Raw genomic sequence first — 11,151 nt, forward strand, 5'->3', positions numbered from 1 at the left:
AGCCCGACCAACCCGCCGACCAGCGTGCCGTTGATGCGGATATATTGCAGGTCGCGCCCGACAGCGTTCTCCAAGCGGCGCGTAATCGTGTTGGCGTCCCAGCCGTGGATCGTCTCCGACACCAGCCGCACGATACCATCGCCATAATCCGCCGCCATGCCGACGACGGCGCGGCGGACGAAGCGGTTGATCGTCGCGCGCAGCTTCGCATCGGTCTGCAGCGTGCTGCCAAGCTGCCGCAGCGCGTCGCCGACCGGCCCGGCGAGCATCGCATCGGGATCGCGCGCGATCCGCAACATGCCGCCGCGCGCTTGCTCCCACAGCCCGTCGAGCCAGCGCTGCATCGCCGGATTGTCGATGATCTCGGCTTTGACGGTGGCGACGCGCTCGCGCATGCGGGGATCGTTGACGAGATCATGCGCGAGTCCGGCGAGCCCCTCCTCGGCTTTGGCGCGCAGCGGATGGTCGGGATCCTCGGCAATGCCGGTCAGCAAGCCGTTCAGCCCGTCGATGATCTTGGTGGCGAGTGTTTCGTCGAGCCCGGTCCAGCGCATCATCGCGCCAGCGCGTTCATGCACCATTGTGCGGATCAAATCCTCGTTCGACGCGAGCAGCCGCGCGCCCCACCGCACGATCCCGTCGAGCAGCGGCATGTGCCGGTCCTCGGCGATCGCGGCGGTCAGCGCCTGGCCGAGCAGCGGCGAGACGTCGAGCGCGCGCAGACGCTGACCGATCCCGGCTTTGACCATGCCGCCGAGCCGCTGCTGGTCGAACGCTTCGAGCAGGTGCGCGGCAAGACTCGCCGCGCCGCGCCGCAAGCGTCCGTCTCCGCCGGGCGGATTGGCGAGCCAGCGCCCGGCTGCCCCTGCCATGTCGACGCGCCGCATCCGCCGCGCGACGACGCCGGGGATCAGGAAATTGTCGCGCAGGAAGGCGGCGAGCGTGGTGCCGATGCGATCCTTGTTGCGCGGGATGATCGCGGTGTGCGGGATCGGCAGGCCGAGCGGATGGCGGAACAAGGCGGTCACCGCGAACCAGTCGGCAAGGCCACCGACCATCGCCGCTTCGGCAAAGGCGCGCACGAAGCCGAGTACCGGATAGCGCTGATCAAAGGCGCGCGCGGCCAGGAAGGTGACCGCCATCACCACCAACAGACCGCCCGCGATCCAGCGCATCCGCACGAGGCCGGCGGGCGGACCCTCAAAGCTATGCGGCGGGCGGGTCAGGCGGAAGGTACGCATCGCTCCACCAATCCCTGAACGCCCGGATAGTTCAAGCGGAAAGGGACGAACCCGCCGAGAAAGCCCCTCGCCTTCAGGGGAGGGACTCCGACCTTCATTCCGCCGGCTGCGGCTCGTCGTCGCCGAGATAGCCGATGCGTCCCGGCGTCCCGCCGATCCGGGGTGCGATCGGGCCGCCCTCGATCAGCGGACCGTGATCGTCGCCGGGACGATAGGTCAGCAAATTGCGGCGCAGGAACGGACCGACCCGAGCCTCGATCCCGACCGCGAGGCTGAAGCTCGCCGGCACGATCACCAGCGTTAGCACGGTCGACAGGATCAGCCCGCCGATCACGGTAATGCCCATTGGTACGCGCGACGATCCGTCGCCCGTCAGCGCCAGCGCGGTCGGCATCATGCCCGCCACCATGGCCACCGTCGTCATCACGATCGGCTGGGCGCGCTTGTGCCCGGCGTCGATGATCGCGGTGACCTTGTCGACGCCCTTTTCCATCTCCTCCAGCGCGAAATCGATCAGCAGGATCGAGTTCTTGGCGACGATGCCGAGCAGCATGATCAGGCCGATATAGACGGGCATCGAAATCGGCGTGTTGGTGACCCACAGCCCGATCAACCCGCCAAGCGGTGCCACCAGCAGCGACAGCACGTTGACGAACGGCGGCAGCAGGCGGCGGTAGAGCAGCACCAGCACCGCAAAGAGCAGTACGATGCCCGCGACGAGCGCGACGATGAAGTTCTGGATCAACTCGATTTGCCACTTGGATTCGCCAAGCACCAGTTCCTTCACGCCGATCGGCAAGTTCTTCATGATTGGCAGTGCGTGGATTTCCTTTTGCGCCGTGCCGCTGACGACGCCGGGCGCGAGATCCGCGCCGATCGTCAACTGGCGCTGCTGCGCGACGCGTTCGATCTTGGTCGGGCCGGCACCGAATCCGATGCTCGCGACGACGCTCAAAGGAACCGTGCCGCCACTTGCCGTCTGGACCGGAATGTTCTGGATCGTCGACAGGCGCTGACGCGAATCCTGGTCGAGCGCGACCCGGATTGGAATCTGGCGATCGGCCAGCGAGAATTTCGCGCTGTTCTGATCGATATCGCCGAGCGTGGCGAGCCGGATCGCGCTCGACATCGCCGCCGTGGTGACGCCCATGCTCGCCGCCAGATCCATATGCGGCGTGATGACGATTTCGGGTCGCTTCAAATCGCCGCCGATGCGCGGCGCGACGACATCGGACAAGGTCGACATTTGCTGGACCAGCGTGGCACCCGTGCTGGCGAGCAAGGCCGGGTCATCGCCGCCGAGCGTGACGGTGAGCGCGCGTCCGCCGCCACCCCAGCCGCTCGACGAGCGGAAGGAAACGCGCGCGTCGGGAATCGTCAGAAGCTCGGGCGCGAGCGCGCGCTCGAACTCATAGCTCTTCATCGTCCGCTCGGCCTTCGGTTTGAAGTTTGCGGTGACGCGGCCATTGCCGACAAAGGTCCGGGCATAGACCGACTCGACTTGCGGCTGCTTGCGCAGGAAGGCGGCGACGCGGTCGACCACGACTTGCGTTTCGGCCAGCGTCGTTCCCGGCACCATCTCGATTTGCGCCGTGCTAGCATCGGCATCACGCAACGGCTGGAAGGTCGCGGGGATCGTCATGAACAGGAAGATCGTCAGGCCGAACGCGACCGCGCCCGCCACGACGGCCGACCAGCGATGCAGCAAGGTCCATTTCAGGATCGCCATATAGCGGTCCATCAGCCAGCCCTCGCCATGCGACGCCTGGCCCTGCGCCTTCAGGAAATAGGCGGCGAGCATCGGCGTGATCAGGCGCGCGACCGCGAGGCTCATCAGCACCGAGGCGACAACGGTCAGCCCGAAATTCTTGAAGAACTGCCCCGAAATACCGGGCATCAGGCCTACGGGGAGGAAAACGGCGACGATTGCCATCGTGGTCGCCAGCACCGCGAGGCCGATTTCATCGGCGGCGTCGATCGACGCCTGATAGGCCGATTTCCCCATCCGCATGTGCCGCACGATGTTTTCGATTTCGACGATCGCATCGTCGACCAGCACGCCGGCGACGAGACTCAGCGCCATCAGCGTCATGTTGTTGAGCGTGAAACCGAGCAGATCCATGACCCAGAAGGTCGGGATTGCCGAAAGCGGGATGGCGAGCGCCGAGATGATCGTCGAACGCCAGTCGCGCAGGAACACGAAGACGATGATGACGGCCAGCACCGCACCCTCGACCATTGCCTCCATCGCGGCATCATATTGCGCCTTGGTATATTTGACGCTGTCGGAGATGCGCTTGAAATGGACCTTCGGGTTGCGCGCTTCGAGCGCGGCGAGCTTCTTGCCGGCTTCCTGAAACACCGTCACGTCCGATGCGCCCTTGGCCCGCTGGAAATCGAAGCTCAGCACTTGCGTGCCGTTCAACTGCGAGGCCGAGCGTTGTTCGGCATAGAGATCCTGCACGCGCCCGAGATCGGCGACCTTGATCGTGCGACCGTTTCCGGTGGCGATCTGGACCTGCCCCAAATCATAGGCGGTCTGCGCATTGCCGAGCACGCGCACCGATTGTTCGGATCCACCGATTTCCGCACGCCCGCCGGCCGCGTTCAGATTGACCTGACGGAGTTGCGCGTTGACCTGTGCTGCGGTCAGCCCGAACGCCGAAAGCTTGTCGGGGCTTAGGATGACGCGAATCTCGCGGTCGACGCCACCGTTGCGATTGACGCCGGCGAGGCCCGGCACCGACAGCAATTCCTTGGCGACGTTATTGTCGATGTACCAGCTGAGCTGCTCGACCGTCATGTCCGTGGTGATCGCGGCATAGCTCGCCAGATCCTGGCCGGTGGTGTTTGCGCGGCTGATTTGCGGCTCGAGAATGCCATCGGGCAAATTGCTGCGAATTTGCGAGATTGCCGAACGGACATCCTCGACCGCGCGGTCGATCGGTGTGCCGATGGTGAGCTGGACGACGGTGGAGGAGTTACCCTCGGTCACGGTCGAATTGATCTCGTCAATCCCTTGCAGCGAGCGCAACGATGCCTCGACTCGCTGCGTGACTTGGGTTTCGAGTTCGGTCGGGGCGGCACCGGGTTGGCTGATCGAGACGATCACCACCGGAAAATCGATATCGGGCTGGTTGTTGACGTCGAGATTGCGAAAACTGACGATTCCGGCCAGCGTCAGCATGACGAAAAGCACGATCGACGGGACCGGGTTGCGGATCGACCAGGCCGAAATATTCCGGAAATTCATCGCCGCTTACCTCTTGCTGCCAGCGTCCGCCGTAACGAGCGTCGGCTTTACCTTTTGACCGGCATTGAGAAAAGCGCCAGCCGATTGGACGACCTTTTCGGTGCCGTTCAGGCCCTCGGCGATCGCCACGCCGCGATCGGACACTTCCCCGACCTTGACGCTGCGCCGCACGATGATGTTATCCGGCCCGACGACGTACACATAATTGCCCTTGTCGTCGCTCTGGATCGCGGCGTTGGGCAATTGCGGCACGTCGGTCGATCCCGCGCCGATCGCCGCGGAGGCGAAACCGCCGGGGCGCAGCGCGGCATTGTACGACAAGGCGATCCGCACGATCCCCTGGCGCGTTTGTGGATCGATCACCGGGGACACTTGCCAGATTTCGCCGCTGAAAACGTCGCTGCCGCCGACGGGCGTGACTTGCGCGCGCGATCCGGCATGCAGCCCGCGCAGATCGGCCTCGCTGACTTGCGCGCGAAGCTCCATCTGGCCGCCCTCGGCCAAGCGGAACAGCACCCCCGAACCCGAACTGACCACTTGCCCCGGCTCGACGCTGCGGGTGAGGACGAGGCCGGCCGAAGGCGCGCGAATGTCGAGCCGGTTGGTGCGCGCGCGCGCTTCGCCCAGCGTCGCCTGCGCTACGCGCACCCGGGCGAGCGCCGCATCGCGGGTTGCGGTCTTGCGCTCGAGATCGGCCTTGGAGACAAAGCCGCGATCGACCAATTGTTTCGACCGATCGAGTTCGGCCTGCGCGATCGCTGCATCGGAGCGCGCGACATTGATTTGTGCCGCAAGCGATTCTGCGGTCTGATTCTGGACCGAACGATCGACCAAAGCGAGCACTTGCCCTTTGGCGACCCATTGGCCGGGCTCGACCAGCACGCGCGTGATCATCCCGCCTTCGCCCGCAACGCCGACCGGCATTTCGCGCCGCGCTGCCAGCGAGCCCGTCGCGGTAACCGTGCGCGCGACGCTCGATCGGCCGGGGATCACCACCGACACCAGCGGCAATTGCTCGACTGGCTTGGCCGGCGCGGCTTGCTTGCCACCGAACAGGAACGAAGCGGCAAGGACGATAACGAGGACCGCGACGACGATTCCGGCGACCAGACCCCAACGCGGTCCCCGCGGGCCACGCTCGCCCGGCAGCCCCAGGATTTCCTCATTGCCGATCGCGCGCGTCTCGTAGTTCATCTGTCCCACTTCCCAACCCCTGGGGCTCCGTTTCGCCCACCTATCACAGCGGAGTATCGACCCTGCCATTTGCTGTGTTATAGGAATACATCACCGAGCTCAAGTAGCCGGGTACTACAGCGCGCCGAATGCCGCGCTTCCCGCCCGTTCGCAAGACGATAGCGCAGAGACACGACCGTTTTCGCGCTTTTTCCCGAAACCGTTGCCGATATGACATCGTCACGATGCCGAAACAAAGTGGTTGCATTTCCGCAGGGCGGAAGCGACCGTCCGAATCGGTGTTTACGGGCGTGACAGGGAGAGCGACGATGGACCGTTCGATTCTGGGTTGGCTCTTGATCGGGCTTGTGGCTGGCGTGCTCGGCAAGATCATTATGCCGGGGAAGGATCCGGGCGGCTTTATCGTCACGATCCTGATCGGCATTGCCGGTGCCCTGCTCGCAGGGTTCATCGCGCAGTCAATGGGCGTGTCGCTGAACGGCGGCTGGCAGAATTATGCGGCGGCAACCGGCGGCGCGGTGATTCTGCTGGCGCTTTACCGGTTGGTCGTCTCGCGCCGGGTGCGCTGAAGCGCGCCGACCCAACCGGCCACTCCGACCCGTTCATCCCCGGTTGCCGTGCGCACTGGCACAGCAGTGCGCAGCGGCCCATCGGTCGCCGACAATCGGGAGTGACTGCCATGCGTTCGAGTTTCCTCTTCCTTGCCCCCGCGCTGATTCTCGCTGCGGCGACAGCGCCGGCGGCGTCGGCGCAAACCACGCCAATGATCGCGCCCGATGGCACGCTCCTCGATATCACGGCCGAGGGACGGACGACGCGAGTCCCCGACGTAGCGACGATCCGCGCTGGCGTAATGACGCAGGGGCAGACCGCAGCGGCGGCGCTCGCGGACAATGCGACGCGCATGGCGCGCGTGCTCGCGGCGCTGAAGAAGGCCGGGGTCGCGCCGCGCGATATCCGCACCGCCACCGTCTCGCTCAGCCCGCAATATCGCTACGCCGACGGGCAACCGCCGGTCGTGACCGGCTATCAGGCGAGCAACAGCGTCTCGGTTCGCTTCCGCGACGTCGCAAAATCGGGGGCGATTCTCGATGGGCTGGTGGGCGAGGGCGCGAACCAGATCGATGGCCCCAGCCTGTCGATCGATCAGCCCGAGGCCGCACGCGACGAAGCGCGCGTGTCGGCGGTGAAGATCGCGCGCGCGCGCGCCGAACTTTATGCCAAGGCTGCGGGGCTGACGGTAGCGCGGATCGTCTTGATCGCCGAAAGCGGATCGAACGATGGGGGAACGCCGCCGCCGATGTTTTATGAGCGCTCCATGAAAGTGAGCGGTACGCCGACCAGCGTCGTCGCCGGCGAAGCAGACGTCTCCGTCACGCTGACGGTGCGCTTCCTGCTCAAGTAACGAAACGGGCCGCGGAGCATGTCGCTCCGCGGCCCGATTGCGTTCGTTGCGGTAATCGCGTGCTTAGCGCACGCTACCGCGACGGACGAGGTTGACGACCGCGAGCAAGATAATCGCGCCAATCAGCGAGTAAACGAACGTCATTACCGTGATCACCTGATTGATACCGGCACCGAAAATGAACGATGCGATAACAGAACCAATGATACCAACAACGACGTTCAGAATGATACCCTGCTGACCATCGGTCCGCATGACCATGCTGGCAAGCCAGCCACAGACGCCACCGACAACAAGCCAAACAATGAGACCGATCATCTTACCCTCCATTTGCCCGGGTGCATCCGGGATACGGGGACAAGACTCACGAGCCCGGATTTTTGTTCCGGCTGCGGTTTGGGCAGATCTGCGACCGCGCTCCAAAACGATTTCGGCCCGTTGCTCGGGTGAGCAACGGGCCGATCAATCCCTGACGACACCCCCGAGGGTCGCTCGGGTGGCGCTCAGTATTTTTGCTGGCGTTCGTACAGCGATTTGTAATGCTGGATGCGGGTCACGCGCAGCCCGGGCATACCCGACCGATCGATCGCGCGCTGCCAGCCGGCGAATTCCTCGACCGTCAGGTTGTAGCGTTCGCACACTTCATCGACCGACAGGAGCCCGCCATTTACGGCGGCGACGACCTCGGCCTTGCGCCGCACGACCCAGCGCGTCGTCTCGGGCGGCGGGAGCGTGTCGAGCGTCAGCGGCTCTCCGAGCGGTCCGATCACCTTGGCTGGGCGAATTTTCTGGTTTTCGATCATTCTTGGAAACCTCGTGTCGGGGCGGGGGCCCCGTCATCTCATTAACGGCGATTAGCGTAAGGACTTGAACGTCCGCTAAAGCGGCTCGGTAAACAGCGCCTTCATATCTACGTCTCCCAATCGCTGGCGGTGGCCGGGGCAAGCAAGCGCGCAACGGCATGGTTGAAGGCGCCATGGGCCTGGGCGAAGCGATCGGACTGCACGTCCGGTGCAGACAAATGCGCTTGCACCATTGCCGTCGGGCTCGCGGCCTGTCGTGCCGCGATGCCGACCATCAGCACGGCGAGGTCTGGCGGCAGCGCCACCACCGTCGCATCGGCTTCGAATCGGGAAAAACTCAGGTCCACACGGGCGCTTCCGGTTGAGGGCGAAACAGCGGTGTACGGGCAAGGTTCTAAAGGTCGGGTAAAGCGCCCGCGATTTTTGCATCCACCGGCGCGAGTGCCTATCTGCGTCGCGATGGATGATGTGGATTTTCAACTGGGGCCGGATCTCGCGACCAAGCGGATCGTCGTGGCGATGTCGGGCGGAGTCGATTCGTCGGTGGTGGCGGCACTGGCCGCGCGCACCGGCGCGGAGACGATCGGGATCACGCTGCAGCTTTACGATCATGGCGAAGCCGTCGGGCGCGCCGGATCGTGCTGCGCCGGGCGTGACATCCGCGATGCGCGCGCGGTGTGCGATCGGCTGGGCATTGCGCATTACGTGTTCGATCACGAATCGCGTTTCCGGGATCAAGTGATTGACCGCTTCGCCGACGATTATCTAGCCGGGCGCACGCCGATTCCGTGCATCCAGTGTAATATGGGGCCGAAATTCACCGATCTGCTCGCCGCCGCGCGCGATCTTGGCGCGGACTGTCTGGCAACCGGCCACTATGTCCGCCGCGTGATCGGTCCTGCGGGGGCGGAACTGCACCGCGCCGCCGATCCGGCGCGCGACCAAAGCTATTTCCTGTTCGCAACGACGCAAGACCAGCTCGACTATCTGCGCTTTCCGCTGGGGTCCTTGCCCAAGCCGCGCGTGCGCGAACTGGCGGCGGAATTGGGCCTGGGGGTCGCCGGCAAGCCCGACAGCCAGGACATCTGCTTCGTGCCCGATGGCGACTATGCGTCGCTCGTCAAGAAATTGCGGCCCGATGCCGATACCAGCGGCGACATCATCGATGAATCCGGGCGGGTGCTTGGCCGCCATCGCGGGCTGATCCATTTCACCGTCGGGCAGCGGCGCGGGCTGGAGATTGGCGGGACGCCCGAACCGCTTTACGTCATCCGGCTCGATGCCGCGACCAAACAGGTCGTGGTCGGGCCGAAGGCGGCACTTGCGGTTGGCGCGGCGCGGTTAAGCGGAGTCAATTGGCTGGGCGGAGCCTATCTCGGACCGGTAACGGCGAAGGTCCGCTCGCTCGCAAAGCCGGTGGCGGCGCGGTTCGATGGGGGAAAGGTGCGGTTCGATGCGCCCGAATATGGCGTCGCCCCGGGTCAGGCCACGGTTCTGTATGGCGGCGAGCGCGTGCTCGGCGGCGGATGGATCGAAGAAACAACGGGCGTGGCGGCGACGATTTCCTGAGCCGTTCATCCGGGCAAAGGTGTCGAAGCCGTCAGTGTAAGTAGAATTCCGATGATCCGGCCCGCCGCGGTAATCGCTACACCGTGAATGCCGGATCGATTCGCGCTTGCGCCCGACAGGCCCGCAGTTGGGATCGCATCGATGAACCGTGAATCTTTTGTCGATAGCCTGCTTCACTGGAAAGCCAGCGATGCGCTGGTGGCAGAGCAATTTCGGACCTTGCGATCGCAAATACCGGCAATGTATCTCGCGGTGCTGATCAACATGGCGTTCCTGGCGTATGTGTCGGCTCCGAATGCCGGCCATAACGTTTATATCGTACCGCTCGTTGTCGCCGCGGGCATTGCGATCCGCCTCGCCGTCTTGTTGCGGGGGCGAGACGCCTTGGTCAATGCGACGGTTGCGCAAAAGCGTGCGGCGATGACCGGCACGCTCGCCGCGGCCAGCCTTCTCTCGCTCGGTCTGAGCATATGGACCGAGGCTATTCAGCGCTCCGGCGGCGAAGCGCGCACCTATGTCGCGCTGTTCGCATCGCTTTGCACGGTTTCGACGGCCAATTGCCTGTCGAGCTTGCCGCTGGCGGCGTACATTGTCGTTGCGATGGGCACCATTCCCGTCTCGCTTTCCCTGCTGATGAGCGGCAACCTCATGCTTGCCAGCATGGGTGCCAATATGGTGCTGATCGCGCCACTCGTCGTCGGCATGACCTTCCGCCAGTATCGCCAGCTGCGCCGCATGGTCGAATCACGCGGCGCCATCGCCGCCGAAAAGCGCAAGGTGAGCGATCTGGCGTATCGCGATGTTTTGACCGGCCTTGCCAATCGCCGGGCCTTTCTCGAAGAACTGCAAGACGCATCGGCTGCGCGACCGGCGCTGGCATTGGCGATCGGGATGATCGACCTCGACGGTTTCAAGATCATCAACGACACTTATGGCCATCAGACCGGCGACGCGCTGTTGGTGGAGACGGGAAAGCGTTTTCAGAACCTTAATATCGGCGATGCCCTGATCGCGCGTTTCGGCGGAGACGAATTCGCCGTCCTGTTGCGTGGCGTCGAACAGCATGGTGATGCGCAAGCGCGGCTCGCCCAACTCGGCAAGATCTTCGACCAGCCCTTTGTCGTGAGCGGGCAAGCCTTTCGATTGCGCGCGTCGATCGGCATCGCGCATGACGGCGTTGCTCCCGGAAGTACGCTGGCGCTGATCAATCGCGCCGATCTTGCGATGTATGAGGCGAAACGCGCGCATGGCGGCGGCATTTGTGTGTTCGCGCCCGAGATGGAAGCACGCAACCGCCGTCGGCTGATGATCGAGCAAGCGCTTGCGATCCACGCGGAGAGTGACCAGATCGTGCTGCAGTATCAGCCGGTCGTCGATGCCAAAAGCGACCGGATTATTGCCTTTGAGGCGCTGGCGCGCTGGACCCACCCGACGCTCGGCGTGATTTCCCCGGCAGAGTTTATCCCGCTTGCCGAGCAGGCGGGGATAACGTGCGCGATGACCTTGCCCTTGCTCGCGATGGCGCTGACCGCGGCAGCGACCTGGCCTGAGGATATCGGCCTGTCGTTCAATCTGAGCGGTGCCGAGCTGAATTCGCCAAGCATTGCGGACCAGATCCTGACCGTGGTTCGCGAACACGGCTTCGACGCCGGACGTCTGTCGATCGAAGTCACCGAAACCGCCTTA

General features: G+C 64.4%; 10 protein-coding genes. 4 read left to right on the forward strand and 6 right to left on the reverse strand.

Annotated features, from left to right (window positions below; all coding sequences use genetic code 11):
- From ABWP09_RS11020 to ABWP09_RS11030, 3 genes are all read right to left on the reverse strand, one after another.
- Positions 1-1,175: DUF445 domain-containing protein (locus ABWP09_RS11020; RefSeq protein WP_353205198.1), on the reverse strand; the 1,175-nt coding region annotated here is incomplete at its 3' end.
- Positions 1,176-1,335: 160 nt separating this feature from the next.
- Positions 1,336-4,494: an efflux RND transporter permease subunit gene (locus ABWP09_RS11025; RefSeq protein ID WP_353205190.1), complete on the reverse strand. Its 3,159-nt coding sequence runs from the start codon at positions 4,492-4,494 to the stop codon at positions 1,336-1,338.
- Between the two features lie 6 nt (positions 4,495-4,500).
- Positions 4,501-5,688, reverse strand: a complete 1,188-nt coding sequence (locus tag ABWP09_RS11030) for an efflux RND transporter periplasmic adaptor subunit (protein ID WP_353205191.1) — start codon at positions 5,686-5,688, stop codon at positions 4,501-4,503.
- Positions 5,689-5,996: 308 nt separating this feature from the next.
- Here ABWP09_RS11030 and ABWP09_RS11035 point away from each other — a divergent pair, with 308 nt between their 5' ends.
- Both ABWP09_RS11035 and ABWP09_RS11040 read left to right on the forward strand, forming a co-directional pair.
- Positions 5,997-6,257 (forward strand): GlsB/YeaQ/YmgE family stress response membrane protein, encoded by a 261-nt coding sequence (locus ABWP09_RS11035; protein WP_353205192.1) that lies wholly within the window; start codon positions 5,997-5,999, stop codon positions 6,255-6,257.
- A gap of 110 nt (positions 6,258-6,367) precedes the next feature.
- A complete protein-coding gene (locus tag ABWP09_RS11040; protein ID WP_353205193.1) occupies positions 6,368-7,093 on the forward strand; it encodes an SIMPL domain-containing protein in 726 nt (241 codons plus the stop codon).
- Positions 7,094-7,156: 63 nt separating this feature from the next.
- Here ABWP09_RS11040 and ABWP09_RS11045 read toward each other — a convergent pair whose 3' ends face one another.
- The 3 genes from ABWP09_RS11045 to ABWP09_RS11055 form a co-directional block, all read right to left on the reverse strand.
- Positions 7,157-7,408 carry a GlsB/YeaQ/YmgE family stress response membrane protein gene (locus tag ABWP09_RS11045; RefSeq protein WP_502959792.1) on the reverse strand — a complete coding sequence of 84 codons (252 nt, stop codon included), beginning with the start codon at positions 7,406-7,408 and terminating at the stop codon, positions 7,157-7,159.
- 188 nt (positions 7,409-7,596) lie between these two features.
- Positions 7,597-7,896 (reverse strand): CtrA inhibitor SciP, encoded by a 300-nt coding sequence (gene sciP / locus ABWP09_RS11050; RefSeq protein ID WP_188447633.1) that lies wholly within the window; start codon positions 7,894-7,896, stop codon positions 7,597-7,599.
- 107 nt (positions 7,897-8,003) lie between these two features.
- Complete coding sequence (locus ABWP09_RS11055; protein WP_353205195.1) at positions 8,004-8,243, reverse strand: hypothetical protein; 240 nt, start codon at positions 8,241-8,243, stop codon at positions 8,004-8,006.
- A gap of 112 nt (positions 8,244-8,355) precedes the next feature.
- On the opposite strand from ABWP09_RS11055, the gene mnmA reads away from it, so the two are divergent.
- The gene (gene mnmA, locus ABWP09_RS11060; protein ID WP_353205196.1) at positions 8,356-9,465 is read left to right on the forward strand and encodes a tRNA 2-thiouridine(34) synthase MnmA; all 1,110 of its coding nucleotides are present in this window, start codon (positions 8,356-8,358) and stop codon (positions 9,463-9,465) included.
- A gap of 141 nt (positions 9,466-9,606) precedes the next feature.
- Positions 9,607-11,151, forward strand: a 1,545-nt coding sequence (locus ABWP09_RS11065) for a putative bifunctional diguanylate cyclase/phosphodiesterase (RefSeq protein WP_353205197.1), incomplete at its 3' end; no start/stop codon positions are given.

It is taken from the genome of Sphingomonas sp., from assembly GCF_040398505.1.
Taxonomy (GTDB): Bacteria; Pseudomonadota; Alphaproteobacteria; order Sphingomonadales; family Sphingomonadaceae; genus Sphingomonas.

Bases quoted from the DNA above. Each gene is read 5' to 3' on its own strand.
- ABWP09_RS11025 (WP_353205190.1), bottom strand. From the start codon at position 4,494: ATGAATTTCCGGAATATTTCGGCCTGGTCGATCCGCAACCCGGTCCCG.
- ABWP09_RS11030 (WP_353205191.1), bottom strand. From the start codon at position 5,688: ATGAACTACGAGACGCGCGCGATCGGCAATGAGGAAATCCTGGGGCTG.
- ABWP09_RS11040 (WP_353205193.1), top strand. From the start codon at position 6,368: ATGCGTTCGAGTTTCCTCTTCCTTGCCCCCGCGCTGATTCTCGCTGCG.
- sciP (WP_188447633.1), bottom strand. From the start codon at position 7,896: ATGATCGAAAACCAGAAAATTCGCCCAGCCAAGGTGATCGGACCGCTC.
- ABWP09_RS11035 (WP_353205192.1), top strand. From the start codon at position 5,997: ATGGACCGTTCGATTCTGGGTTGGCTCTTGATCGGGCTTGTGGCTGGC.
- mnmA (WP_353205196.1), top strand. From the start codon at position 8,356: ATGGATGATGTGGATTTTCAACTGGGGCCGGATCTCGCGACCAAGCGG.